This is a genomic window from Rhodopseudomonas faecalis, assembly GCF_003217325.1.
Taxonomy (GTDB): domain Bacteria; phylum Pseudomonadota; class Alphaproteobacteria; order Rhizobiales; family Xanthobacteraceae; genus Rhodopseudomonas; species Rhodopseudomonas faecalis.
Genome location: NZ_QJTI01000008.1, coordinates 80762 through 107252, shown reverse-complemented (window position 1 = coordinate 107252; position 26491 = coordinate 80762). Strand labels below are relative to the sequence as shown.

At 60.5% G+C, this 26491-nt stretch carries 18 protein-coding genes; 17 read left to right on the top strand and 1 reads right to left on the bottom strand.

The annotated features are described in order from the left end of the window. Positions 1-7: 7 nt before the first annotated feature. The 8 genes from trbE to BJ122_RS08575 are packed head-to-tail and all read left to right on the top strand — an operon-like array spanning position 8 to position 8020. Positions 8-2515, top strand: coding sequence for a conjugal transfer protein TrbE (gene trbE, locus BJ122_RS08610; protein WP_110780669.1), 2508 nt, complete (start codon positions 8-10; stop codon positions 2513-2515). Further along, on the top strand, positions 2512-3294 hold the full coding sequence (gene trbJ / locus BJ122_RS08605; protein WP_010336163.1) for a P-type conjugative transfer protein TrbJ: 783 nt from the start codon (positions 2512-2514) through the stop codon (positions 3292-3294). Before trbE ends, trbJ begins: the two co-directional genes overlap by 4 nt. Positions 3295-3314: 20 nt before the next feature. Then, complete coding sequence (gene trbK-alt, locus BJ122_RS08600; protein WP_110780668.1) at positions 3315-3602, top strand: putative entry exclusion protein TrbK-alt; 288 nt, start codon at positions 3315-3317, stop codon at positions 3600-3602. 3 nt (positions 3603-3605) lie between these two features. Further along, positions 3606-4970, top strand: coding sequence for a P-type conjugative transfer protein TrbL (trbL, locus tag BJ122_RS08595; RefSeq protein WP_110780667.1), 1365 nt, complete (start codon positions 3606-3608; stop codon positions 4968-4970). Beyond that, positions 4967-5656, top strand: coding sequence for a conjugal transfer protein TrbF (gene trbF, locus BJ122_RS08590; RefSeq protein ID WP_020818572.1), 690 nt, complete (start codon positions 4967-4969; stop codon positions 5654-5656). Before trbL ends, trbF begins: the two co-directional genes overlap by 4 nt. Continuing rightward, the gene (gene trbG, locus BJ122_RS08585; RefSeq protein WP_110780666.1) at positions 5653-6666 is read left to right on the top strand and encodes a P-type conjugative transfer protein TrbG; all 1014 of its coding nucleotides are present in this window, start codon (positions 5653-5655) and stop codon (positions 6664-6666) included. Before trbF ends, trbG begins: the two co-directional genes overlap by 4 nt. Before the next feature lie 29 nt (positions 6667-6695). Further along, the gene (locus BJ122_RS08580; protein WP_165496727.1) at positions 6696-7796 is read left to right on the top strand and encodes a TraB/TrbI/VirB10 family type IV secretion system protein; all 1101 of its coding nucleotides are present in this window, start codon (positions 6696-6698) and stop codon (positions 7794-7796) included. Between the two features lie 2 nt (positions 7797-7798). Beyond that, positions 7799-8020: a DUF2274 domain-containing protein gene (locus BJ122_RS08575; protein ID WP_038148826.1), complete on the top strand. Its 222-nt coding sequence runs from the start codon at positions 7799-7801 to the stop codon at positions 8018-8020. Here the strand turns inward: BJ122_RS08575 and BJ122_RS08570 are convergent. After that, complete coding sequence (locus tag BJ122_RS08570; protein WP_110780664.1) at positions 8015-8644, bottom strand: TetR/AcrR family transcriptional regulator; 630 nt, start codon at positions 8642-8644, stop codon at positions 8015-8017. The genes BJ122_RS08575 and BJ122_RS08570 overlap by 6 nt on opposite strands. Positions 8645-8851: 207 nt before the next feature. Between BJ122_RS08570 and BJ122_RS08565 the strand changes: the two genes are divergently transcribed. From BJ122_RS08565 to BJ122_RS08525, 9 genes are all read left to right on the top strand, one after another. Then, positions 8852-9823 carry a LysR family transcriptional regulator gene (locus tag BJ122_RS08565; protein ID WP_110780663.1) on the top strand — a complete coding sequence of 324 codons (972 nt, stop codon included), beginning with the start codon at positions 8852-8854 and terminating at the stop codon, positions 9821-9823. Between the two features lie 266 nt (positions 9824-10089). Then, the gene (locus BJ122_RS08560; RefSeq protein ID WP_009450526.1) at positions 10090-10992 is read left to right on the top strand and encodes a BrxR family helix-turn-helix transcriptional regulator; all 903 of its coding nucleotides are present in this window, start codon (positions 10090-10092) and stop codon (positions 10990-10992) included. Continuing rightward, entirely contained in the window at positions 10989-11591 is a 603-nt protein-coding gene (locus BJ122_RS08555; RefSeq protein ID WP_110780662.1) for a DUF1819 family protein, read from the top strand. The genes BJ122_RS08560 and BJ122_RS08555 overlap by 4 nt, the downstream gene beginning before the upstream one ends. Beyond that, positions 11591-12196: a DUF1788 domain-containing protein gene (locus BJ122_RS08550; protein WP_010336175.1), complete on the top strand. Its 606-nt coding sequence runs from the start codon at positions 11591-11593 to the stop codon at positions 12194-12196. Before BJ122_RS08555 ends, BJ122_RS08550 begins: the two co-directional genes overlap by 1 nt. Positions 12197-12199: 3 nt before the next feature. Next, entirely contained in the window at positions 12200-15739 is a 3540-nt protein-coding gene (gene brxC / locus BJ122_RS08545) for a BREX system P-loop protein BrxC (RefSeq protein WP_110780661.1), read from the top strand. Then, positions 15739-19230: a BREX-1 system adenine-specific DNA-methyltransferase PglX gene (gene pglX, locus BJ122_RS08540; RefSeq protein ID WP_110780660.1), complete on the top strand. Its 3492-nt coding sequence runs from the start codon at positions 15739-15741 to the stop codon at positions 19228-19230. Before brxC ends, pglX begins: the two co-directional genes overlap by 1 nt. Further along, the gene (gene pglZ / locus BJ122_RS08535; protein WP_110780659.1) at positions 19223-21730 is read left to right on the top strand and encodes a BREX-1 system phosphatase PglZ type A; all 2508 of its coding nucleotides are present in this window, start codon (positions 19223-19225) and stop codon (positions 21728-21730) included. Before pglX ends, pglZ begins: the two co-directional genes overlap by 8 nt. Before the next feature lie 7 nt (positions 21731-21737). Continuing rightward, positions 21738-23819, top strand: a complete 2082-nt coding sequence (gene brxL, locus BJ122_RS08530) for a BREX system Lon protease-like protein BrxL (RefSeq protein ID WP_110780721.1) — start codon at positions 21738-21740, stop codon at positions 23817-23819. 124 nt (positions 23820-23943) lie between these two features. After that, positions 23944-26490, top strand: a complete 2547-nt coding sequence (locus BJ122_RS08525) for a PD-(D/E)XK nuclease family protein (protein ID WP_110780658.1) — start codon at positions 23944-23946, stop codon at positions 26488-26490. Position 26491 lies beyond the last annotated feature (1 nt).

Here is a 26491-nt window from a genome sequence, read left to right as displayed (position 1 = left end):
CGCGGCCATGATGAACCTCACAGAATATCGCCGTACCGCCACCCGCCTCGCGGATTTCTTGCCCTGGGCCGCGCTGGTTGGCTCGGGCGTCGTACTGAACAAGGACGGCAGTTTCCAGAGGACTGCGAAGTTTCGCGGGCCGGATCTGGATTCCGCTGTTGCCGCCGAACTGGTCGCGGTCGCCGGGCGTATCAACAACGCTGTGCGCCGCCTCGGTTCCGGCTGGTCGATCTTTGTTGAGGCACAACGAAGCGAAGCCGCGACCTATCCCGGCAACCAATTTCCTGATCCGGCCTCCGCTCTGGTCGATGCCGAGCGCAAAGCTGCCTTCGAGGAAGCGGGCACGCATTTCGTGTCGGGCTATTTCCTGACCTTCCTCTGGCTTCCGCCCGCCGAAGATGCCGCACGCGCCGAGACTTGGCTTTATGAAGGCCGTGAGCAATCCGGCGTCAATCCGCATGAGCTGCTGCGCGGCTTCATCGACCGCACCGACCGCGTGCTGGCGTTGCTGGACGGCTTCATGCCGGAATGCCGCTGGCTCGATGACGCGGGCACGCTGACCTATCTGCATTCCACAATCTCGACCAACCGCCATCGCGTGCGCGTGCCCGAAGTGCCCATGCACCTCGACGCGATGCTCGCCGACCAGCCCCTGACCGGCGGACTTGAGCCGCGCCTGGGCGATCAGCATCTGCGGATCCTGACCATCATAGGCTTTCCGACTGCGACCACGCCCGGCCTGCTCGACGAGATGAACCGGCTCGCGTTCCCGTATCGCTGGTCCACCCGCGCCATCCTGATGGACAAGACGGACGCGACGAAGCTCCTCACCAAAATCCGCCGCCAGTGGTTCGCCAAGCGCAAGAGCATCGCCGCGATCCTGAAAGAGGTGATGACCAACGAGCAATCGGCGCTGGTGGACACCGATGCGTCCAACAAGGCGCTCGATGCCGACATGGCCTTGCAGGAACTGGGCGCTGACGTCGCCGGCATGGCCTATGTCACAGCAACCGTCACCGTCTGGGACGCCGATCCCCGTATCGCCGACGAGAAGCTGCGTCTGGTCGAGAAGATCATTCAGGGCCGTGACTTCACGGTTATGCCGGAAACCGTCAATGCCGTCGATGCCTGGCTAGGCTCGATCCCCGGACATGCCTACGCCAATGTCCGGCAGCCGCCGATCTCGACGCTCAACCTCGCCCACATGATCCCTCTATCGGCCGTGTGGGCGGGGCCGGAACGGAACGAGCATCTCGGAGCGCCCCCCTTGCTATACGGCAAGACCGAAGGTTCGACTCCGTTCCGGCTTTCCCTTCATGTCGGCGACGTGGGCCATACCCTCGTCGTCGGCCCGACCGGCGCGGGCAAGTCCGTGCTGCTGGCGCTGATGGCGTTGCAATTTCGCCGCTATGATCGCAGCCAGATTTTCGCTTTCGATTTCGGAGGATCGATCCGGGCATCCGCGCTCGCCATGGGTGGCGACTGGCATGATCTCGGCGGTGGATTGACCGAGGGATCGGAGGTTTCCGTTTCCCTGCAACCGCTGGCGCGGATCGATGATGCCTATGAACGGTCATGGGCCGCTGACTGGATCGCCGCGATCCTGATGCGTGAAGGCATGAGCATCACGCCGGAGGTGAAGGAGCACATCTGGACGGCGCTGACATCGCTGGCATCCGCCCCGGCGGGGGAACGGACCATCACCGGCCTTGCCGTGCTGCTGCAATCCAACGATCTGAAACAGGCGTTGCGCCCTTACTGCATTGGCGGCGCCTATGGCCGGTTGCTCGACGCCGAGGCCGAACATCTCGGATCAGCCGATGTACAGGCCTTCGAGATCGAGGGGCTGGTCGGCACTGGGGCTGCGCCTGCCGTCCTGTCCTATCTGTTTCATCGGATCGGCGACCGGCTCGACGGTCGGCCAACCCTGCTCATCATCGACGAAGGCTGGCTGGCGCTCGATGATGAGGGGTTCGCCAACCAGCTCCGCGAATGGCTGAAGACACTCAGGAAGAAGAACGCTTCCGTCATCTTCGCCACGCAGTCGCTCTCGGACATTGACGGCAGCAATATCGCGCCCTCCATCATCGAAAGCTGCCCGACGCGGCTGCTTCTCCCGAATGAACGCGCCATCGAGCCGCAGATCACGGCAATCTACCGCCGCTTCGGCCTCAATGACCGGCAAATCGAGATCCTCGCGCGGGCCACGCCCAAGCGGGACTATTACTGCCAATCGCGGCGCGGCAATCGCCTGTTCGAGCTTGGCCTCAGCGAAGTCGGTCTCGCGCTCTGCGCCGCATCATCCAAATCCGATCAGACCCGTATCGCCGAACTCGTCTCCGAGCATGGGCAGGACGGTTTTCTCGCGGCCTGGCTGCGCGATCGCGGCGTCGAATGGGCCGTCGATCTGATCCCGAACCTTACCAATCTTGTCGAACGGACAGAGCCTGCTCGGCCGGTCGCGCCAGATCAAATCCATCCAGATGACAGCCAAGAAAAGGAGCCCCTGCCATGATCCGTATCCCCGTCTCCCGATATGTCAGTGCATCCGTGCTGGCGCTGACGCTCGCCATGCCTGTTGCACTGTCGCCCATGCTGACAAGCCCCGCTCACGCTTTTGGCTTCGGCCGCATCGTCTATGATCCGACCAACTATGCGCAGAACCTTCTGACCGCCGCCCGTACGCTGGAGCAGATCAACCACCAGATCACCTCGCTTCAGAATGAAGCGCAGATGCTCATCAATCAGGCGAAGAATCTCGCCAGTCTGCCATATTCCTCGCTCCAGACTTTGCAGCAGAACGTCCAGCGCACGCAGCAGCTTCTGGCCCAGGCGCAGAACATTGCCTTCGACGTGCAGAACGTCGATCAAATGTTCCAACAGAAATACGGCAAGGTTTCGCTATCCGCGACCGACGCCCAGCTCGTCGCCGATGCACGGTCCCGTTGGCAGAATACGGTTGGCGGCTTGCAGGACGCCATGCGCGTGCAGGCCGGTGTCGTCGGAAATATTGACACCAATCGCGCTGAAATGTCCGCCCTTGTCGGGCAGAGCCAGAACGCCACCGGCGCGTTGCAGGCCACACAGGCGGGCAATCAGCTTCTCGCGCTCCAGTCGCAGCAGCTTTCAGATCTGATCGCCCTGATGTCGGCCAATGGCCGCTCGGAGGCGCTGATCGAAGCCGAGCGCGCCACCGCCGCCGAACAGGGCCGCATCCAGCGCGAGCGTTTCCTGACGCCGGGATCGGGCTATCAGCCCGGCAATGCCCGGATGTTCGGCAACGGCAACAACTGACCGGACAGGAGCGGCGCGACATGGACGGCAAGATGCTGGCCCGGCTGGGCGCGATCATATTCGTGGCCATCGCCATCACCGCGACGGTGATCGAAATGACACGCGAGGACGAACCAGCACAGCCCCGTGCGACGCCGGCGCTTCAGACACCTGCCGATCCGCTGCGCCAGAGCCTGCGCCACTGCCAGCAGTTAGGCGAGGCCGCCGTGAACGATCCCGGCTGCCTCGCCACCTGGGCCGAGAACCGCGACCGGTTCCTCGGCCGGACGCCGGTGCCCGCCGCTCCGCATCAGAACGGGGGACAGTGAACCATGGGCGGCACCGGCGTCATCGACAATTTCCTGGGCGTCTTCACCAGCTATATCGACAGCGGCTTCGGCCTGCTCGGTGGCGAGGTCGCCTTCATCGCCACCACGCTAATCGTCATCGACGTGACGCTGGCCGCACTCTTCTGGTCCTGGGGCGCCGATGACGACATCATCGCACGCCTCGTCAAGAAGACGCTCTTCGTCGGCGTCTTCGCATACCTGATCGGCAACTGGAACAATCTCGCCCAGATCATCTTCGACAGCTTCGCCGGTCTTGGTCTGAAAGGTTCGGGCACCAGCTTTTCCGCCGCCGATCTGCTGCGGCCCGGCAAGGTAGCGCAGACCGGCCTCGATGCCGGTCGCCCGCTGCTCGAATCCATCTCGGACATGATGGGCTATTGGTCGTTCTTCGAGAACTTCATCCAGATCGCCTGCCTGATGTTCGCCTGGGCGCTGGTACTGCTCGCCTTCTTCATTCTCGCCGTACAGCTCTTCGTCACGCTGATCGAGTTCAAGCTGACTACGCTGGCGGGCTTTGTCCTCATTCCCTTCGGCCTCTTCGGCAAGACCGCCTTCATGGCCGAGCGCGTTCTTGGCAATGTCGTCTCCTCCGGCATCAAGGTGCTGGTGCTCGCCGTCATCATCGGCATCGGCTCGACATTGTTCTCGCAGTTTACGGCCGGTTTCGGCGGCGTGACGCCGACCATCGACGACGCCATGGCGATCGTGCTGGCCGCACTTTCCCTTCTCGGCCTCGGCATCTTCGGTCCCGGCATCGCTTCCGGTCTGGTTTCTGGCGGCCCGCAGCTTGGCGCAGGTGCAGCAGTTGGAACCGGCCTTGCCGCTGGCGGCATGATGCTTGCCGGTGGCGCTGCCGCAGGCATGGCCGCGAAGGGAGGGGCAGCGGCGCTGTCGGGTGGAGCTGCTGCCGTCCGTGGCGGTGCTGCTGCCGCAGGTGCGGCGAGCGCCGCCTATAGTGTCGGATCGCTCGGCCAGTCAGGCGCTGCCGGTGTTGCCTCCGGCCTCGGCGGTGTTGCCCGCGCGGCAGGCTCCGCCGCCGCATCGCCCCTGAAACGGGTGACCTCGAAAGCAGCGGAAAGCGTCAAGTCCAGCTTCTCCGATGGCGCGCGCGCCGGGCTCGGCGTCACTGGTGGGTCGTCCTCGCAGGGAACCATTGGCGGTGCGAGGGTGGCCGGCGCTGCCGCACCCGCCTCCGCACCGACGGGCAGCCCGCCTGCATGGGCGCAGCAGATGCACCGCCGCCAGGCGCTCAATCACGGCACGACCATGGCCGCCCATGCCGTCCGCTCCGGTGACAGCCACGGCGGCGGCTCTTCCGTCAACATCTCCGAAAGTGACCGCTCATGAACATCTTCAGACGTCCAGCGACCCATTACGGCAAATCGCCTGAACCCGAGACGCCTTACCAGAAAGCCGCGCAAGTCTGGGACGAGCGCATCGGTTCGGCTCGCGTGCAGGCCAAGAACTGGCGCTATATGGCCTTCGGCTCGCTGATCCTCTCGGCAGGCTTCGCTGCCGCACTTGTCCTGCAATCGGCGCGAGGGACCGTGGTGCCCTGGGTGGTGCAGGTCGATAATCTCGGCCAGGCGCAGACCGTCGCCGCTGCGACGGCCGACTACCGGCCGACCGATCCGCAGATCGCCTTCCACCTCGGCCGTTTCATCGAGCAGACGCGCTCGATCCCGGCGGACGCCATCATCGTGCGCCAGAACTGGCTGCGCGCCTATGAGTTCACCACGGATAGGGGAGCGGCCGCGCTCAACGACTATGCCCGCGCCAATGATCCGTTCACCCGTGTCGGCCGCCAGCAGATCGCAGTCGAGGTTTCCAGCGTCATCCGCGCCTCGAACGACAGCTTCCGCGTCGCCTGGACCGAGCGTCACTATGAGAACGGGCAGCTTTCCACGACCGAGCGCTGGACCGCGATCCTGACCATCGTGATCCAGACGCCGCGCGATGCGGAGCGTCTGCGCGCCAATCCTCTCGGCATCTACGTCAATGCAATTTCATGGTCGCGGGAGATGAGCCAATGACCATCGCGTCTTCCCGCAATTCCGCCTTGCCGGTTTTCCGTAAGCCCGCCTTCGCGGCTTTGTTGCTTTCGGCCACCATGCTGGCAGGCTGCGCCACCAACAAGACGCCGCAGTTCAGCTATGATGCCGATGTGCCGGCGTTGCCCGTCGTGCCGACCGCTGTCACCGATGACCGGCCTCGGTCGCTTCACACGCCGCCGGCCTGGACGGTTGCACGCGGCGGTACTGCTGCCGGAACACCGGCAGGCCGCGTCGAGAACGCCAATGCCGCCGCCCGCGTCGAGCCGCGCCGCGAGGGTTACTATAACGCCATCCAGATCTATCCCTGGTCGGAAGGCGCGCTCTATCAGGTCTATGCAGCACCAGGCCAGATCACCAATATCGCGCTAGAGCCGGGCGAAAGCCTGACCGGCGCGGGACCGATCGCGGCGGGAGACACCGCCCGCTGGATCATTGGCGATACCGAGAGCGGGAGCGGTACGTCGCGCCGGGTCCATATTCTCGTCAAGCCATCCCGATCCGACATCTCAACCAATCTCGTGGTGACGACCGATCGGCGCACCTACATGATCGAACTGCGCGCCCGTGAGGCGCTCTACATGCCGTCCGTATCCTGGTCTTATCCGGCGCTGCCTGCCGCTCAGCGCCAGACCGTTCCGGCAGCACCCATCATCCCGGTCGAGGCGGCACGCAACTATCGTTACGGCCTGACCGGAGATACGCCGCCATGGCGGCCGATTTCCGTCTTCGACGATGGCCGCCGTGTCTATGTCGTTTTCCCGCGCGGCATCGTGCAGGGAGAGATGCCGCCGATCTTCGTCATCGGTTCCGAGGGCGAGACCCAGATCGTCAATTCCCGTGTTCACCAGAACATCTTGATCGTCGATCGGCTGTTCGGAGCGGCTGAGCTGCGTCTTGGTAGCGGCAAGCAGCAGCAGACGGTCAGGATCGTTCGCATCGAGCAAAGACAAGCTGCCCAGCCCGTCAAAACCGGGGGGCAACCGTCATGAGTGAAGAGGCTACCACCAACCCAACGCCGATGCGTCTGCGTGCCGAGCCGCCGCGCGTCACGCGCCTGTCGCGCAAGATGCTGGCCGGTGCCGGAGCTGTTGCGCTCCTCGGCATCGGCGGGGCGCTGATCTATGCGCTCCAGACGCGCGATATGAGCGGAAACGGTGAGGAACTCTATTCGACCGAGAACCGCGCCACGGCAGATGGACTGGCAGGTCTGCCGAAGGATTATACCGGGCCGGTCCTGGGGCCGGCATTGCCGGGCGATCTCGGTGGCCCGATCCTCGACGCCCAGAACCGGGGTCAGCCCGTCACGCCGCCCGCCATGGCGACGCCTGCCCGCGATCCTGCCGAAGAGCGCCGGCTTGCCGAGGAAGAAGCCGCACGTCTTAGCACTGTGTTCTTCCAGTCCGGGCCAAGAGTGGCGACGACGCCTGGCTCCAATATGCCGGGCCTTGCTGGTCTTGACCTTGGTGGCCAGCCCGCAACACAGGACCGGCACACAGCTTTCCTCAATGGTCCTGTGGATCGGCAGACCGTTGCCATGGATCGGATCATGGCGCCTGCCTCGCCCTACATCCTGCAGGCCGGGGCAGTGATTCCGGCGGCGATGATTACCGGCATCCGCTCTGATCTGCCGGGGCAGATCACCGCGCAGGTGACGGAGAACGTCTATGACAGTCCGACCGGCAGTCTGCTGCTGATCCCGCAAGGAACCCGCATCATCGGCCAGTATGATGCGGGCGTGCAATTCGGTCAGCGCCGCGTGCTGCTGATCTGGAACCGCCTGATCCTGCCCAACGGCCGCTCCATCGTGCTGGAGCGCCAGCCCGGTGCGGACGCTTCCGGCTATGCCGGGCTGGAAGATGGCGTTGATTACCACTGGTGGGATCTGATGAAGGCGGCGGGGCTGTCCACGCTGCTCGGCATCGGCACGGAACTGGCGACCGACGACGAGGATCGTCTGATCCGCGCCATCCGCGACGGAGCACAGGATACCATCAATCAGGCCGGGCAACAGATCGTCCAGCGCCAGTTGCAGGTCGCGCCGACCCTGACGATCCGGCCGGGCTACCCGGTCAGGGTCATCGTTACCCGCGATCTCGTACTCGAACCTTATAGGAACTGACCATGACGAAGCTGAAACTCGGCCCCCTCATCGAAGACAAGCCCGTGAAGGTGACGGTGGAACTGCCCGGGCCGCTGCACCGCGATCTTGCCGCCTATGCCGAAGTGCTGGCTCGCGAAACCGGCCAGCCCGCTGCCGATCCTGTCAGGCTGATTGTGCCGATGCTGGAGCGGTTCATTGCGACAGATCGGGGCTTTGCCAGCGCCCGAAGGTCTCGCTCATGAGGTGCCGAGCGAGTCATGGCGCGTCGCGGCGATGATTTCCATCAACGTATCGACGGCCTTTCGTGTCGCATCCCATTTGGTGGTCTGATCCATTTCCCGGTTCTGAAGGGTGAGGCTCACCGCGCCGTGTACCGTTGACCAGAACATGAAGCTGTAACGGCTCAGATCCATGCCGGGCAAAAAGCCTTGGTCCTGAGAGCAGCGAAGTCCCGTCAGCAATAGATTTAGTATCTGTCTTCCAGCTTCGCCCGACCATGGATCATCGCTGACTCCGAGCCGTGGCGGCGGTGTGAACATCAGTCGGTACAGCGTGGGGTTTTCGAGGGCAAAGCGGACATAGGCATAGCTGCCATCACGCAAATAGCCGAATGGATTGCCGCGCATCTGCTGGAAGACGGCCAGCTTTTCTCTGTAGAGCTGGTTGAAACCTTCGTCCCGAACGGCGCGCAACAAGGCGCTTTTGTTGCGGAAATGGCCGTAAAGCGCTGGCGCTGTGCAACCGATGGCGTGCGCGACCGCAGTCAGCGGTACGTCGAGGTCGCCACGTTCTGACAGCAGCCGGATCGTTTCGTCGATCGCACGACGAGCAATATCAAGTTCTTGCTCTTTCCGGGGACGGGCCATTCCGATGCCTGTTGCAACTTGTCGTGAAAACTAAACGACATTTATTTTTTTCGTTGACGGGCCGGAAGTCAAGAAGCAGCATTCGGTAACTGAACGTCGTTTAGTTTGAGGGCGTGCGGAGAGCCGATGAACGCACACAGATCGATTTTCGCGTTGATGATGGCGGGATGCCCGTCAGAAACCGAACGCTGTTTCGGATGATGCACCATGGCTGTGATCGGGAACAATCAGACCTCGCCTGATGATAGCCTCACAAAAGTCGTTGAGGGGAGACCCGGCACATCTGCGGTCCGGCTGAACCAGTTGCGATATTTTGTGGCCGCCGTCGATTATGGGAGTTTTCGCAAGGCTGCTGCCGCGCTTTCTGTGCAGGAATCCTCCATCAGCCGACGAATCCGTGATCTCGAAGATGAACTCGGGGCGTCGCTTTTCATGCGCCATGCTGGCGGGGTGCGGTTGACCGTTGCCGGGCGGGAATTCCTGCGCAACGCTCGCCATGCTCTTCGCCAGATCGACATTGGGGTGACCAAGGTGGCGGCGGTTGGCCGGGCGGAGCAAGGGCTGATCAAGGTCGGGATATTTTCGTCCCTTGCGTCAGGATTTCTGTTCGATCTGTTGCGTGCCTTCGGCACGCGCCACCCGAACGTGCAGGTCGACCTTATTGACGGCAATCCGCCCGAGCACATCGCGGCTGTCCGGAAACTTTGTCTGGACGTCGCATTCATCACGGGAACTGCGGCATGGGATGGCTGTGAGGCGGAGCATTTATGGTGCGAGAAGGTTTTCGTGGTGCTGCCCGATAACCACCCTTTGACGGGCAAGCCGGAACTTGGATGGGGCGATTTGGTCTCCGAGCGGTTCATTGTGAGTGACGTTGCGCCGGGTCAGGAGATCCACGACTATTTGGTTGCTCACCTTGCCGGTCTCGGCCGCCACCTCGATATTCAATCTCAGCAGGTCGGCCGCGACAATATCCTATCGCTGGTCGCTCTCGGTCGCGGCCTCACTCTGACGAGCGAAGCAACGACCGTCGCCCAGTTTCCAGGGATCACCTACCGGGAACTTGCGGACGAGGTGCTGCCGTTCAGCATGGTCTGGTCCGCGCAAAACGACAATCCGGCGTCTCGGCGGTTGTTGAGCCTGGCACGATCGCTGACAGGGCTGGCCCGGCGAAAATAGGGTTTGACGGTACTGTACGATCACGCCGTAGCATTGGCTGCAATCGACATCGACCGTGTCGGTATCGAAGATGTCGTGGCCCTGCCCACGTCCAGGCTGACCGACTTCGATAGCGCTTTTGCCCCGCCGTGTTTGTGCACGGTGACACGGTGCGCATCCGGCCTTCCTCGGGCTTGACAGTTTGAGGTTTGTTAGAATAGAAAATATACGGACATCGCAAGGTGTCCCATATACTTTTTATCCTTTCAAGTGCGGCGGGACGAGCAATGCTGAAATGGGGTGTCGAGAGGCGGTTGGAGTTCATCGAATTCCGCCTGTTCTGGGAGGGGGGTGTCAATCGCTCTGACCTGATCGATACGTTTGGCGTCTCCGTTCCGCAGGCGTCAAAGGACTTGACCCATTATCAGGAGCGTGCGCCGCAGAATGCGGTCTATGACAAAAGCGCTCGCCGCTACGTAGCCGGCCCGGAATTTCAGCCGGTGTTTCTAGACCCGGACCCGGACGCCTATCTCATGCGGCTCCGATCGATGGCGGAAGGTTTCGCCGACGCGGGGGCGAACTGGCTCGCTGCCCCGCCTGACATGGATATCGCTCTGACTTTGCGCCGTAAGGTCGATACCGAAGTTCTGCGTTCAGTTCTGGCGGCAGTGCGGGAGGAAAGGTCGCTGGACCTTCACTACCAATCCATGAACCGCGATCGGCCCGATCCGGCATGGCGGCGGATTACCCCGCATGCCTTCGGCTTTGATGGTCTGCGCTGGCATGTGCGGGCCTGGTGCCATGAGACGGAGCGCTTCAAGGATTTCCTGCTTTCGCGTGTCCTTGGATTCGGCGAGTTCGGCGAGCCAGGTGCTGCTGCGGCACAGGACCGGCTGTGGCAGGAAACCTTCGATATCACCCTTGTGCCGCATCCTGATCTGTCGGTCGGTCAGCAGGCGGTGGTCGCAAAGGATTACAACATGGCGGACGGGCGCGCTGTGCTGACAGTTCGCTACGCCATGCTGTTCTATGTGCTCAAGCGGCTAGGACTCCTTGATGGGGCTAGGCTGCGTGATCCCCGGACCCAGCATATCGTTGCGGCTGACGAAGACGAGGTTGCCGCCGCCCTTGAGCGTGCACAGCATGAGTTCGATGAGGCTGACACAGCAAGCGGGGCGGTACCTAAATGATGGTGGCCGCAGCGAAATATCGGATGTCCTTTGGCGTGGGCGGGCTGATGCTCAATGAGAGCATCGTGATTGCTCAAGCTTATCAACCCGGTGAGAACTGGGCATCTGCTCGTGAGCGTTTGCTGGCCCAGGGCGCGTCATCCTTACCCAAACTGGCCTCGCAAACCCGCGCGCTTCGTGAAGTGTACGACCGGATAAGCCATCTCTCTGATGCCGAACGTCATTACCTGTCGGTAGAGGCTGACCGCGCCGAGCAGCAGGCGATGATGTGGCTGGCGGTCTGCCGGACCTATCGTTTTGTCCACGAATTCGCAGTCGAGGTGATCAGCGAACGCTACCAATCATGGCGGCTCGACCTGGGCCATGAGGTTTTTGACCGCTTTCTCGCGGAGAAGGCTGAAAGCGATCCCGGCCTCGCCGCTCTTTCAGCTTCAACCTGCGCAAAATTGCGTCAGGTCTTGTTTCGGATACTACGTGAAGTTGGTTTGATAAGCGTCGAGGGTAGAATTCAGCCGATTTGGTTATCGGGGCGCATGAAGCGGCTGATTGAGGAGAGTAATCCGGCGGACTTGCAGGTCTTTCCCGGAAATGGGGGGTAATGGTGGGCACGAAAACTGATCGGCGCGCCCGCGCCGAGCACCTATTCAGGGTAGTTTCCAGCGATCGGTTCTTGCAAAAGCAAGGGCTGGGAAACGAGGTTCCCTTTTTTATCTGCGCTTTTGATGCCGAAGACGGACTGAGCCTGGGCGAGGATCGCGAGGATCTGATCGCCCGGCTGAGCCACGCTGGTGTGCGCGTACTTGATATTGATCTCTATGATCTTTCGATCAGGATCCTCGAAGACCGGGGTATCTTCGAGCAGATCCTTGAGGTTGAAGCCGAAACGGAAAAGGCGGAGCTCAAGGAACTGTTGCAGGGGGTTCTGGACCCGCAGGCACACCTCATTCCAGAGATTGCGCGGCACATCGAAGAAGTCCCGCACGACGTGATCTTCCTGTCAGGCGTAGGCGAGGTTTACCCCTACCTACGGTCGCACAACGTACTCAACAACCTGCAAAGCACCGCGAAAGATCGCCCGACGGTCATGTTCTTTCCGGGAAAATACACGCACGCGCTGGCGACAGGAGCATCGCTGGAATTGTTCGGCTTGCTGCATGACGACAAATACTACCGCGCGTTCAATATCATGAATTACGAGGTCTGACCGATGGCTACTTTTCTGCGTGATATCTTTGCCAAGCCGGTCGACCGTTCGATCGATGGAGTGATCAAGGCTGACGACAAGGCCAGCCTCCTGACCGAGCTCGATGAATATGTCATCACCAATGAGATCGGCGCTCGGCTGGAGCAATTCCTCGACGCCTACAACAATTATGATACCGCGAACGGCGTGTGGATTTCTGGCTTCTTCGGGTCAGGTAAGTCTCACCTGCTGAAGATGCTCGCCCTTCTGCTGGAGAATGACGAGGTCGAAGGGCAGCGTGCCGTCGAAATCTTTGAGCGGAAGCTTGCGGGCAACCCGATGCTGGCGGGCGCTTTGCGCAAGGCAGTGTCGATTCCATCCCGGTCGGTCTTGTTCAATATCGACCAGAAGGCGGATGTGATCTCGAAGGCGGATGTCGATGCGCTTCTCGCCGTCTTCCAGAAGGTCTTTGACGAGATGTGCGGCTACTATGGCAAGCTCCCGCATATCGCGCAGTTCGAGCGTGATCTGGACAGTCGCGGCAAGCTCGATGCCTTCAAGGCGGCCTTTGCGCAATCTTCCGGAAAGCCTTGGGAGCGCGGACGCGAACAGGCTCTGATGGAAGGTAAGCACATTGCCGCCGCCTTTGCCGAGGTCACGGGCGATGAGGTCAAGGATATTCTTGGCCAGTATCGTAAGGATACGAAGGTTTCGATCGAGGATTTCGCCAATATGGTGAAGTCGTGGATCGATGCGCAGGGGCCGAAGTTCCGGCTGAATTTCTTCGTCGATGAGGTGGGGCAGTATATCGCCGACAACGTCAAGCTCATGACGAACCTGCAAACCATTGCCGAAAGCCTGAACACGAAGTGCAAGGGGCAGGCCTGGATTGTCGTCACCGCCCAGCAGGACATGGGTTCGGTCATCGGGGATCTGACGGCGCAGCAAGAAAATGACTTCTCGAAAATCCAGGCGCGCTTTGCCAACCGGATGCCGCTGAACTCTCAGGATGTGGCCGAAGTTATCCAGCGCCGTCTGCTGGCCAAGACCGAGGCTGGTCAGATCACCCTTGGCAATCTTTATGATGCTGAGGAAAATAACCTGCGCACTTTGTTCGATTTCGGCGATAATTCTTTCAAGTTCAGGAACTTCTCCGGAAAAGACCAGTTCGTCGCGAGCTACCCGTTCCCGAACTACCAGTATGACCTGTTCCAGCGCGCGATCATGGGCCTCTCGCAGCATAACGCGTTTGAGGGTAAGCACAGCTCGGTCGGCGAACGCTCTATGCTGGGGGTGTTTCAGGAGGTGGCCAAAAAGCTGGCCGACACGCCGGTTGGGGGGCTGGCGACCTTTGACCTGATGTTTGAGGGGATTCGCACCGCCCTGAAATCATCTGTTCAGCAGTCAATCCAACTGGCTGAAAAGAACCTTGGCGATGATTTTGCCGTGCGGGTGCTGAAGGTGTTGTTCCTTGTCAAATACGTCAAGGAATTCAAACCGACTGCCCGCAACATATCGATCCTCATTTTGTCCCGGTTCGAGGCGGACCAGACCGAGCAGCGCCGCAATATCGAGGAGGCCTTGTCGCTTCTGGAGCGTCAGACGCTGATCCAGCGCAACGGCGAAGTCTATGAATTCCTCACCAATGAGGAAAAGGACGTCGAGGCCGAGATCAAGGCAATCGCCGTCGATCCCGCCGAGATAGAACGGCAGCTCGATGAACTGGCGTTCGGCGCGATCCTCCGTCACGGCAAGATCAAGCATGCCGGCACGGGTGTCGATTACGCTTTCACCCGCAAGCTTGATGGCCACAGCCTGAACCGGGAACATGAGCTTTCCGTCAATATCATCTCGCCGTTCAGCGACGATTCCGACGCACCGGATGTGGTTCGTTCGAACAGCATGGCAAGCGATGAGATGATTGTCCTGCTAGGGCGTGATGTGCGTTTTACGCGCGATCTCGTCCTCTGGCTCCAGACCGTAAAATTTGCGCGTCAGGTCACCAGCGGCGACGCCCAACCCGGTCGTGATCGTATCATTGCGGAGAAGCGTGACCAGAATACGCGGCGCGAAAAGGAACTGGTGCAGCGGCTGCGCGGCCTTATCGCGGATGCTCGGCTCTTCGTGCGCGGTGCCGAGCTGGAGATCGGTGGCGAAGATCCGCAGGATCGGCTGGTCAAAGGTTTCCAGGTCTTGGTGGACAAGGTCTATACCAGCCTGCCTGTCCTGCGCGGTGCCACTTACACCGAAGCAGATCTTGGGCGAGCCGGACGCGTCGATGGCGGGCTTTTCGGCGGCGAAGGCAGCGGTCTGACTGAAGCCGAGCAGGACGTGCTGAATCATGCTCAGGCTCAGATGCGCCTTGGGACGCGGGTCTCGGTCAAGGCTTTGGTCGAGAAGTTCGGAGCAAAACCTTATGGCTGGCCTTCCATCGCCGTCCTTTGCCTGACCGCGAGCCTCGTCGCACGCGGCAAGCTTGAGGCTCGGGCCGACAGTGCTTTGCTGGAAGGGGATGCGCTGGTGCAGGGGCTGCGCAACAGCCATGCCCTTGGCAACATTCTGCTTTCCCCGCAAATCGAGTTCACTTCCGCACAGATCCGCAAATCGCGCGAACTGTTTCAGGAGCTGTTCGATCTGCCCGCCTCTGGAAATGACGCCCGCAGTTTGGGAGCGGAATGGCAGACGCAACTGCGCAAGCTGCTTGGTGATGTCGAGCAGGAGAGCCGTGCCATTGCAGCCTATCCCTTTGCCACCGTCCTCGATCCCTTACGCACCATGCTGGATGGGATGCGCGATCAATCTGCCACCTGGTTCATCACCGGCCCTACCGGGCAGGAGGAGCAGCTGCTTGATGCAAAAGAGGATGTCTTCGACAAGGTCCGCAGCTTCATGCGCGGGCCGCAAAAAGGCATCTACGATGAAGTGCGCTCCTTCCTGACCACGCAGGATCAGAATCTTAGCTACGCCGAAGGCGCCGCCGCCGACAAACTGCGTCAGGTGCTTGAGGATCCGCAGTGCTTCAAGGGCACCGCAATTCAGGAACTGAAGACGGATTTCTACGCCCTGAAGGAGCATATCGAGCAAACCGTTCTGGCTGAGCGCAACGCTGTCGTCACGGCGATTGACGAGGTTGCCGGAAAAGTCGCCCAGACTTCGGAGTTTGGCGCACTGCCGCCCGAGCAGCAGGCGCGCATCCGCGAAGAGCTTGTATCGCGGAAGTCAGGCCTTGCCGCACAGAGCCTGATCCCGGCCTTGCGCAATCTGGCGACCGAGGTGCGTTCCAACCTTCTGGCTGACACACTGACGCGCATTGCGGAGCTGACGCCTGCACCAGCACCGGTTCCCGCGCCTCAGCCCACACCTTCGGGTGGCGTGGCCGAACCTCAGCCAGCGCCATATGTGCCGCCAGCACCGGTCAAGCCCCAATATATCAAGGCGCAGTCGATCACCGTCCCCTTCGCGAAAACCTATCTCGAAGATGAGGACGATGTGACCCGCTACCTTGATGAGATGAAAAAGACCCTGCTGTCCGAGATCGGCGCGGGCAAGAAAGTGATTGTCTGATGGATACCAACGCGCTCAAGAAATTTGCGCAAAGCGCGCGCAACCTGCTGATCGATCAGGTCACCGCCCGGCTGGATATGGTGCTGGCCGAGGGCGCAGCGGCCCGCCGCGAACATCCGAAAGCGATTGCCAAGCTGGAAGCTGCGGCCAACAGCAGCCGCGCCCAGGTGATCGAGCAGGCCGCTTATACCTGGTTCAACCGCTTCATCGCGCTGCGCTTCATGGATGTGACGGGCCTGACCAACCCGCGCGTCGTATCGCCTGCCGATGGTGCTACCCGGCCCGAGATTCTGGCCGAGGCGATGGCAGGCAACCTGCCGGATCGCGCCCGGCCTGAGATTGCCGAATATCTGAACGGTACACGCCCCGCCCATGATGGGCAGGCCGAGGCCTATCGGCTGCTGCTGATCCATGCCTGCAACGAATGGCATGGCGCCATGCCCTATATGTTCGAGCGTGCCGACATGCTCGACCGGGCCGAGGATTATACCGAACTGCTGATGCCCGACGATCTTCTGTCGCCGGACAGCATCCTTGCCCGCCTGCGGGAGGTGATGACCGAAGATGCCTGCCAGGATGTTGAGATCATCGGCTGGCTTTACCAGTTCTACATCAGCGAAAAGAAGGATCAGGTCTTTGCAGGCCTGAAGAAGAACCAGAAGATTACGGCGGAGAATATCCCCGCCGCGACGCAGCTGTTCACCCCGCACTGGATCGTTCGCTATCTGGTGGAAAACTCACTGGGGCGGTTGTGGCTGCTGAACCGCCCGCAATCGAAGCTGGCGGCGAAGATGGATTATTACATCGCGCCGGAAGAACCGGAGACGGACTTCCTGAAGATCGCCCGGCCCGAGGATATCCGCATTTGCGATCCGGCCTGCGGCTCGGGCCATATGCTGACCTACGCTTTTGACATGCTTTATGAAATCTATGCCGAGGAAGGTCATGACGCGGCCGAAATTCCGGGCCTGATCTTGAAGCACAACCTGACGGGCATCGAGATTGACGATCGCGCTGGTGCCTTGGCGGCTTTTGCGCTGTCGATGAAGGCGGCGGCAAGACTAGGGCGGCGGCGATTCCTGCGGATGGAGGAAAAGCCCGACATCGTCGTACTGCAGGATGTGCGCTTCACGCCCGCCGAGATGCAGGACGTGGCCGCCGTGGTGGGCAAAGATCTGTTTACAGACGACTTGCGCGAAACGCTGGGGCAGTTCGAGCAGGCTAAGAACTTCGGCTCACTGATCGTCCCGAAACTGCGCGATCCGGCCGAGGCGCTGCGGGTAGTGGAGAAGAGGGATTTCGGGGCCGATCTGCTGCTGAAAGAGGTGCAAGAGCGCGTTGTGGCCGTGCTGCGCATGGCCGAGGCGCTGTCTCCGAAATATCATGTCGTAGTGGCCAACCCGCCGTACGCAGGCCTAAAAAATTTGAACACCACCATTCAAGGCTACGCCAAGGTTATATTCCCAGACAGTAAATCCGATCTATTCGCAATGTTCATGGAAAGGTCTCTGCATCTTTCTATAAGCGGCGGACTGACGGCGATGATCAACATGCAGTCATGGATGTTCTTGGGGACGTTTGAAAAACTTCGTGGAAAGCTTTTATCGCGCTCTACCATCCTCACGATGGCCCACATCGGGGAGCGGGGATTTGATACCATTGGCGGTGCAGTTGTTTCCACAACCGCATTTATTCTAAAAAAGGCTTCACTAGCTGGGTATCGGGGAACGTTTATACGTCTGGTTGATGGGGTCTCAGAAGCTGAAAAGTCATCGATGCTTCTCGCATCAATAAATGGAAGGCAGACAGGCTGCCTTTATAAAGCAGCGACGGACAAATTCTCTCAGATACCAGGAAGTCCGATCTCGTACTGGATGACCGATGAAGCGTATGCAGCTTTCGCTAACGGCACAGCATTGTCGGAGTTTTCCAAGGGTTCAACAGGGCTACAAACAAGTGATAGCGAGCGCTTTCTGCGTCTTGTTCCGGAGGTAAATGCTGCGAGTGTAGGTCAGCGTTGGCTGCCTTTTGCAAAAGGCGGCGGCTATCGTCGCTGGTATGGCAATGTCGAACATGTCGTAAATTGGGAAAATGATGGCAATGAGATCAAAACCTACGTCGCGGAAAAGTATCCATATCTAAATGGAAACTATGCCCTGGTCGTTAAAAATGAGGGGACCTATTTTTCAGAGGGCTTGCTGACATCACGCGTTACAACTGGTCCTCTGTCTTTCAGGTCAAAAAATGTGCAGGAAATTTATGCGGACGCATGCACTGCGATATTTCCTCCTGAACCGGAAAAATTTATTGCCCTACTTAACTCAAAAATTTTGACATTGGTACGCGCGCTGAACCCAACCATGAATTTTCAGGCGAGCGATATCGAAAAATTTCCGGTTCTTAAGGTCAGCGACACGCGCGTCGGGAATAACGCCGCTAACGCAATCGAGTTGGCACGCAATGACTGGGACGCCTTTGAAACCTCGTGGGATTTCACGACGCTTCCGCTGCTCTCGCTCGATCACCGGGCCGGGACGCTGGCGGATACCTATGCCAATCTCCGCGCCCATTGGCAGGGCATGACGGATGAGTTGCAGCGGCTGGAGGAAGAGAATAACCGCATCTACATTGATGCCTATGGGTTGGCTGACGAACTGACCCCCGAAGTGCCGATCGAGGAAATCACCCTCACCAGCAACCCGGCCTATCGCTATGGCGTGAAGGGTTCGGAAGAGGACCGCGAGGCGCGGTTACGCGAGGATACGGTGGCCGAATTTCTCCATTATGCCGTGGGCTGCATGTTCGGGCGCTACAGCCTCGACGCGCCGGGCCTGGTCCTCGCCAATCAGGGCGAGGGTGTGGAGGAGTATCTTGCCCGCGTGCCGGAGTCCAGCTTCGCGCCTGACCGCGACAATGTCATCCCGGTGCTGGATGCCGACTGGTTCGCCGATGACATCGTCACCCGCGCCCGCGACTTCCTGCGCGTCACCTTTGGCGAGGCGAAGTTCCGCGAAAACCTCGCCTTTATCGAAGCTGCCCTCGGCAAGGATCTGCGCAAGTGGTTCACGAAGGATTTCTTCGACTATCATGTGCGCCGCTACAAGAAGCGCCCGATCTACTGGATGTTCTCCAGCCCCAAGGGCAGCTTCAACGCGCTGATCTATATGCACCGCTACCGGCCCGACACTGTCTCGGTCGTGTTGAACCAATATGTACGCGAGTTCATCCATAAGCTGGAGGTGGAGCGCACCCGGCTGGAAAAGCTGGCCGTCGATCCTGCCGCCACGCCCGCCCAGCAGACCAAGGCGCAGAAGGAAACAGCCACGGTCATCAAGCAGATCGCTGAGCTGACCGAATGGGAGCGCGATGTCGTCTATCCGATGGCGCAGAAGAAGATCGCCATCGATCTGGATGACGGCGTGAAGCGAAACTATCCGCTGTTCGCCGGTGCGCTTAAGCCGATCAAGGGGCTGGAGGCTGCGGATGACTGACCGCATCACCGCCGGCCTGATGCGCCTCTATGAGGATCAGGGGCACCGCATAGTTTTCTGGTATGACGCTGCCCGCGATCTGCGCGCAGCGTTCGATGCGGTTGATCTGCCCGGCGTCAGCAAGGTGGAGATCACCAACAACGAATTCGGCCTGAAATACCGCATGCTGCGGCAGGAGCCGAAGGCACGGTTCCTGCTCTATAAGGACGGCCCCGAGCCGCCGATGCCTGAGAATTGGCTGCTGGATGTGCAACTGGCCAGCGCCGTGTTCCGCGCCGATCAGGCGGCGATCTGGGTGGCTGATCTCGGCATTCCGGCGAAGTATGAAGCCGCCGTGCGCGATCACGCCGAATTTTACCGTTCCGGCAAGCGGCTGGAAGCGCTTCGCGCGATCGAGCGCGAGCGGCCATCGCAAAGCGCCAACGATGTCCGCCGCAAGATGCTGGCGGTCTGCGTCGGTGCGGATGGCGATCTCGATACGGTGATCGAGGCGTTGCTGGCCGAACTGGCTGAAGGCCGTGATGAGGCGCTGAAGCTGGTGGATCGTGTCGGGCTGTCAGAGTTCTTCTGGAAGGAAGTGACAGCGCGTTATGGCTATGCGGCGGATGCGCCGGATTTTCAGGATTTCGCCATCACGCTGTTTTCCAGCGCCTGGGCGCGGGCCATGGGAGAGGCTGCCCGCCTGAATCCTGATGCCGCGTTGATGTTCCGCCGCTGGAGCGCCTCGCGCCGGTGGGGTGAGACGTTCGAGAAGCTGTCGGGCGATTATCAGGACGTGCTGAAGATCAGGGACGATCTGGCTTCCCGCGATTTCCGTAGCCTGATGCCGCATGATCACTTCGAGGAAGTGGATCGGAGGATCGTTGTCGCCATCGTTGAGGGGCTTGCCCGGCAGAGCCTGTCGGCGACAGATGTGCTGAAATGGGTGCGCGATCGCCGCCAGAGCCATTGGTATAGCCGTTACGCGGATGTCTATCAGGCCATTGGCTATGCGACCGAGTTTCAGCAGGCGCTGGCCGAGGCTGATCTGACGATGACCAGCCTGTCCGATGGTGTGAAGCGCTATTCCGCAAGCTGGTTTCGACTGGACCAGCTCTATCGCAAGTTCATCTATCACATGCAGAAAAGCGGTCAGTCGGGGCTGCTGTCCGCGCTCTATGAGGCGGTTGAGAACCGTTACACTACGAATTTCGTGCTCAAGCTGAACGATGCCTGGCAGGATGAGGTTGCCCGCCTGACGGACTGGGCGGTCCCGGGCTTTCCACGTCAGGTGGATTTCTACCGGGGGCAGGCTGCTGAATACCGGCGCAAGGATCAGAAGGTCGTTGTCATTATCTCGGATGCGCTGCGCTATGAGGTGGCCGAAGAGGCACTGCGCGAGATACGCAAGCTCAATCGGTTCGATGCTGAACTGAAGCCGATGATCGGGGTTTTGCCGAGCTACACGCAGCTTGGCATGGCGGCGCTGTTGCCGCACCGACAACTGGCGATCCGCGACGACAATGATCTGGTGCTGCTGGACGGTGAAAGCACCATGGGGGCCGCTGCGCGTGAAAAGGCGCTTGCTGCGGGCCGGGCTGGAGACCGGGTAAAGGTTCTCGCGGCTAAGGATTTCATGAATCTGGGATCATCGGAGGGCAAAGACCTCTTCCGGGATCATGATGTCCTCTATCTGTATCACAACCAGATCGACGCGATTGGCGACAAGCTCACCACCGAGGAAAATGTCCCAGCTGCGGCAGAGGCTGCCATCGAGGATCTGGTGAAGCTGGTGCGGAAGCTGACTTCGGCCAATTTCTCGAACATCCTGATCACCGCCGATCACGGCTTCTTGTGGCAGCACAAGGCTCTGGAAGAGAGCGGCTTCGCGCTGAGCGAGCCGGAGGGCGAGATCGTTACACGAAACCGGCGCTTCGTGATCGGCCGGGGCCTTAACAGCAGTGGCGGCATGAAGAAGTTCTCTGCTGCACAGCTTGGGCTGGAAGGTGAGCAGGACATTCTGATCCCGAACTCGATCAACCGCCTGCGCGTCAAAGGATCGGGCAGCCGCTTTGTCCATGGCGGGGCGAGCCTGCAGGAGATCGTCCTGCCGGTCCTGCGTGTCGGCAAGCAGCGCAAGGAGGATGTCGGACAGGTTTCGGTGCAGATCATTCCGCCACCCCGTGCTCAGATCACCACGGGCCAGATCCAGGTCACCTTCTATCAGGCGGAGCCAGTGACCGACAAGCAGCAGCCCCGGCAGGTGCATGCAGCCATCTTTGCCGACGATAAAACACTCATCTCAGATGAAGCCGAGTTGGAATTCGATTTCACGTCTGAGAACCCGCGCGAGCGCGAGTTGTCGCGGAGCTTCCTGCTGTCCAAGGCGGCAGACGCCTATAACAATCAGACAGTCTTCCTGAAGCTGCGAACGCGCATCGGAAAGACCAGCCATTTCGAAGATCACGCTTCGCAGCCGCTGCTGCTGAAACGCGGGATCAGTACAGATTTCGATTTCTGAGGTGCCGATGTCGACCCTTGATGACAAGATCAATGAGCATTTTGCCGGTTTCGTGGTCCGTAAGGACCTGGTGAAGGCCGTGAAAGGGAACGCCATTGTCCCCACTTATGTGCTCGAATACCTTCTCGGCCAGTATTGCGCGACCGATGACGAAGCCTCGATTGCGACAGGCATTGAAACGGTCAAGGACATCCTGCGCAAGCACTACGTCCATCGTTCCGAAGCTGGGTTGGTACAATCAACGATCAAGGAGCGTGGCCGCTACAAGGTCATCGATCAGGTTAGCGTGGCGCTGAATGAAAAGACCGATGCCTATGAGGCGGTCTTTGAAAACCTCGGTATCAAGCGGGTTGCCATCGACAGCGCCACGGTAAAGGCGCACCCGAAACTGCTGGTTACGGGTATTTGGTGCATCGCCGATGTGCAGTACGAATTCTCGGAAGACAGCCGGATCTCTCCTTGGATCATCGACACGCTGAAGCCGATCCAGATCGCCCGTGTCGACTATGATGGTTATCGCGAGACGCGGGACAAGTTCACCACCGAGGAATGGATCGATCTCCTGATGCAGAGCATCGGCTTTGACCCGTCACTGTTCGGGCGCCGGTCAAAACTTCTGCAACTGTTGCGCTTGGTCCCATTTGTTGAGCGCAACTACAACCTCATCGAGCTTGGTCCCAAGGGGACGGGAAAATCTCATATCTATTCCGAGTTTTCGCCACATGGTCAGCTGATCTCGGGCGGTGAAATCACGGTTCCCAAGCTTTTCGTGAACAATTCCAATGGCCGGATCGGATTGGTCGGCTTTTGGGATGTCGTGGCCTTTGACGAATTTGCGGGCCGCGAGAAGACGGCCAACAAGGCGCTTGTCGATATCATGAAGAACTACATGGCAAACAAGCAGTTCTCTCGTGGTGTAAATCCGATGGGCGCCGAGGCCAGCTTCGCCTTCGTCGGCAACACGGACCATAACGTGCCTTGGATGCTGAAAAATACGGACCTGTTCGAAGCTCTGCCGCCGCAGTTCCACGACAGCGCCTTTATTGATCGATTGCATGCCTATCTGCCCGGATGGGAGGTCGACATCATCCGGGGTGAGATGTTCACATCTGGCTATGGGTTCATTGTCGACTATCTCGCCGAAATCCTGCGCCATCTGCGTGCGGAGGACTTCTCGCACCGGCCAGATCGCTATTTCACCATTCCGGTTCAGACCCATATCCGGGACCGTGCGGCGATCAACAAGACCATGTCAGGTCTGCTGAAGCTGATCTTCCCGAATGGAGGCGAGACAGAAGCCGAAGTTGAAGAACTGCTGCGCTTTGCGATTGAATGCCGAAAGCGGGTGAAGGATCAGCTCCTGCGGATCGACAGCACCTTTGAGACAGCAGATTTCCATTACATCGCATCGGATGGCGCAAAGCGCGCCGTCGCCACGCTGGAGGAAGAGGAGTTCCCCCAGTTCTACCACCGTCGATCAACCGACGATGGAAGTGAAGGTACGAATCAACAAGAGATTGGGTTGGTACCGGCAGAGCCGGTCTCAACGGTGGCTGCTTCCGCAGCACCTGCCGTTGCCGCTGCCCCGCACTCACCCCCAACTCCCGGACATGTCGTTTTCACAGAAAACCGCAAGGGCATCAGTTTCGACAAGATCTTTGGTCCTTGGACGGATGGCGCGACGCGGATCATCATCACAGACCCCTATATCCGGAAGTTCCATCAGGCGCGCAACGTGATGGAACTGATCGAGATGCTGATCAGGCGCAAACAGCCTGAAGATCAGATCGCTGTGCATCTTGTCACGGCTCCGGACGATGGGAACATTCAGGAGCAGCGAGAGTGCCTGGACGGGATTGCTGAAGCCTGCACAGGCACGGGCGTCGATTTCACATGGGCCTTCGATGGGAGCGGCACTCTCCATGCACGCGACATCACGACGGATACTGGCTGGAAGATGGTTCTGGATCGCGGATTGGATATTTTCCAGCCAACGCCTCGCAAGATGAACGGTTTCTCGCTGGGAGAACGGATGCAGGAGCACCGGATGGTCCGTGGTTTCTACGTGACTTATGTCGAGAACCTTTAGCTTCGTCGACCGTGTTGGCGGTGCAGGTTCGGCTACGCGCTCGGCGGGAAGCAAGAAGTCGACCTCGATGCCCAAGCCCTCATCCTCGTTACAGTTTTCCTGATCCGCAGATTGCAGGCCATTCATGCACTACCCCTTCCTCGTCACTGATCCGCGCTCCGGCCTGCAATACCGCCTGACCGATACCGGTCTTGCCGAATTGTCCCTTGCCCCCATTTCTGCCGAATGGGCGCCGGGGCGTGCCATTGCCGAGGCGCCTGACCCGGTCTGGGCCGAAAGTCTTGCCAATGCGCCTGTCGAGACGATCTCGGCGGTGACCGCCGCGCTGACGGATCTTGTGCTGGCCACGCCGGATCTGAAGGTGCCGAACGTCGATCACCTGCCAGACAGCCGCGCCAAGCGGCATCTCTTGGCGCTGGTCGCGTTGTGGCAAAGGTTGGGGGATGCGCTGCCAGAGGGGCTGGCACCGATTTCCCATGTGCTGGCCCTGCCGCATGGGTCGTTCCTGGGCTCGTTGCCGGTGGTTGAAGGTTCGCTCGATCCTCTAGCTCCTGCGGCGCTGCAGGCGCTTTTTGCCCGGTTGCGGGACGAGTTCGGCACTGTTCCCGCAAGCGCCTATACGCCCCGGGCCGCAATCGGCAGCCGCCTGCACGCGCTGCAGGGCGGTGTTTCAGCGCAGGATATCGAGGCCGGGGTTCTGGATGACAGCCTCGCGTTCTATGGCCTGCGCGATCCCGCCGCCTGCGCCGATTTCGCCGCCGCCCAAGCCCGGGCGCTGATTGAGTCCGGCGTTTCGGCCCGTGAAATCGCCGTGCTGTCGGGCGATGATCTGCGCCAGATCGCGCGCGCTTTCTCGGCCCAGGGAGTGCCGCTCTCGGGCCTTCCGGGCCAATTACCCGAGCGAGATGTCATTGGCGAGACCGCGCTACATCTGGCGCTGGCCAAGCGACCGCCAACTCCGGCCATGGTCTTGGCGAGCCTCGCGCTTTCTCCCTTGATGCCTTGGGCGGCACAGACCGGGCGCGATCTTGCCGAAAGCCTCATGGGTGGCGATTTCCGAGGCGCCATCCTCACGGGTACGCCCGCACATAAGGAACTTTGGGACGATATCCGCGCCTCGGCCGGCAGCTTGCCGCAGCTGCGATTCCTGCTGGACCGGATCTGCGAGCGGATCGGAAAAGGCGATCAGGTCCGCGCGCGGCTGACTGTCCCCCCCGGCGAAGGCACGCCGGATTGGGAGATAATCCTGCGTGGCATTCAGATCGCGCCGCCCATGGTTGCGGACCCCGACCGCAATCTTGAAGGCGTCAGCCTTTGGTCCGCGCATGAAAGCCCGTGGCGCCCATGCCGCCATCTGATCGTCAGCGATTTCACCGACGGGCTTTACCCGACTCGCCCGCGTGCCAATCCGCTGTTTCTTGACAGCGAGATCGCTGCGATACGCGCGGGAATCGGCGTTCACCTTCGCGGTCGGGCCGAGGGGCTGGCGCAAAGCCTCGCGTTACTTGATCAACAGCTTCAGGCGGTTTCCGGCAGCGTCACCTTCCTCATCCCATGGCGCGATCTGGCGGGCGGGCGCTTGCAACCTTCGGCCGGGTTGTCGCTGGTGGCGCGGGCGGTGGCGGGCGTTGAGGATGCCAGCGATCTGATCACCGATCTGTCGCGTCAGAGCCCTGCGGAATGGCCGATTGCGTATCACCATCTGATGCCGGTGCCGGAACCCGCGGAATTGCCTGAGGAGCTTGCTTTCCCGGGGCATGACCTTCTGTCCCTTCGTCGGCGCGATGACGGCACCGCCAAACCGCAATCGCCCTCACGGCTCGAGACGCTGCTTGTCAGCCCGCTCGCCTGGCTTCTGGCCGAGGTTGGGGCCGAGGATATGTCTTGGTCGACCGAAGAACTCGACGTGATGGCAAGGGGCAATATCGCCCATGATGTCTTTGAGCATGTCTTCCTGAAGGATCAGCCGTTCCCGGAAACCGAGGCGCTGGCAGAACTGATCCCCGAGGCCTATGACCGCGCGCTCACCCGTCACGCGGGCTATCTGCGCAGCCCGTCATGGGAGATGGAGCGCCGCGGTTTGGAGCGTGAGATCATGGCGGCGGCCCTGCGCTGGCGCGACCACTTGCTGGCGCTCAATGCCAAGATCATCGGCAATGAAATCTGGCTGGCCGGTGAGGCGCATGGCATCAATCTGCATGGCAAGGCCGACGCGATCCTTGAACTGCCTGATGGTGCGATCTTGATCGTCGATCACAAGAAAAGCGGCACCAAGGGCCGACGGCAGCGGATGGAGGCGGGCTGGGATCTGCAGGCAGGGCTTTACGCCGATATGATAGCGAGGCCCATGCGGCGCGAGGGTGACGGCATGGACCCGCTGATCGGCCGCAAGGTGGCGGTCGCCTATCACCTGATGAATGATGGCGGGCTGCTGACTTCGGGTCTGGTCTTGCCCGAGGGCTCGCCCGCCCGCGACATGGGCGATGCGGTGAATGCCGGGGCGGTAGCCAAGCTGGCGGAACGCTTGGCCGAACTTGGTGCAGGACGGGTCGTGCTGAACACCTCTGAGGATGCGGCCTTCTTCAAGAAAGAAGCCGGCTTCACCCCATATGCGCTGACCGATGGCTCGGCCATGGTCACCGCCTTCATCCGCACGCTCGAGGAGGAATGAC

Excerpts from the sequence above, each read along its gene's own strand:
- brxC (WP_110780661.1), top strand. The coding sequence starts at position 12,200 with ATGGCTACTTTTCTGCGTGATATCTTTGCCAAGCCGGTCGACCGTTCG.
- trbJ (WP_010336163.1), top strand. The coding sequence starts at position 2,512 with ATGATCCGTATCCCCGTCTCCCGATATGTCAGTGCATCCGTGCTGGCG.
- BJ122_RS08555 (WP_110780662.1), top strand. The coding sequence starts at position 10,989 with ATGATGGTGGCCGCAGCGAAATATCGGATGTCCTTTGGCGTGGGCGGG.
- BJ122_RS08580 (WP_165496727.1), top strand. The coding sequence starts at position 6,696 with ATGCGTCTGCGTGCCGAGCCGCCGCGCGTCACGCGCCTGTCGCGCAAG.
- BJ122_RS08565 (WP_110780663.1), top strand. The coding sequence starts at position 8,852 with ATGGCTGTGATCGGGAACAATCAGACCTCGCCTGATGATAGCCTCACA.
- BJ122_RS08560 (WP_009450526.1), top strand. The coding sequence starts at position 10,090 with ATGCTGAAATGGGGTGTCGAGAGGCGGTTGGAGTTCATCGAATTCCGC.
- BJ122_RS08525 (WP_110780658.1), top strand. The coding sequence starts at position 23,944 with ATGCACTACCCCTTCCTCGTCACTGATCCGCGCTCCGGCCTGCAATAC.
- BJ122_RS08570 (WP_110780664.1), bottom strand. The coding sequence starts at position 8,644 with ATGGCCCGTCCCCGGAAAGAGCAAGAACTTGATATTGCTCGTCGTGCG.
- trbE (WP_110780669.1), top strand. The coding sequence starts at position 8 with ATGATGAACCTCACAGAATATCGCCGTACCGCCACCCGCCTCGCGGAT.
- trbK-alt (WP_110780668.1), top strand. The coding sequence starts at position 3,315 with ATGGACGGCAAGATGCTGGCCCGGCTGGGCGCGATCATATTCGTGGCC.
- pglX (WP_110780660.1), top strand. The coding sequence starts at position 15,739 with ATGGATACCAACGCGCTCAAGAAATTTGCGCAAAGCGCGCGCAACCTG.
- trbL (WP_110780667.1), top strand. The coding sequence starts at position 3,606 with ATGGGCGGCACCGGCGTCATCGACAATTTCCTGGGCGTCTTCACCAGC.
- BJ122_RS08550 (WP_010336175.1), top strand. The coding sequence starts at position 11,591 with ATGGTGGGCACGAAAACTGATCGGCGCGCCCGCGCCGAGCACCTATTC.
- trbG (WP_110780666.1), top strand. The coding sequence starts at position 5,653 with ATGACCATCGCGTCTTCCCGCAATTCCGCCTTGCCGGTTTTCCGTAAG.
- trbF (WP_020818572.1), top strand. The coding sequence starts at position 4,967 with ATGAACATCTTCAGACGTCCAGCGACCCATTACGGCAAATCGCCTGAA.
- BJ122_RS08575 (WP_038148826.1), top strand. The coding sequence starts at position 7,799 with ATGACGAAGCTGAAACTCGGCCCCCTCATCGAAGACAAGCCCGTGAAG.
- brxL (WP_110780721.1), top strand. The coding sequence starts at position 21,738 with ATGTCGACCCTTGATGACAAGATCAATGAGCATTTTGCCGGTTTCGTG.
- pglZ (WP_110780659.1), top strand. The coding sequence starts at position 19,223 with ATGACTGACCGCATCACCGCCGGCCTGATGCGCCTCTATGAGGATCAG.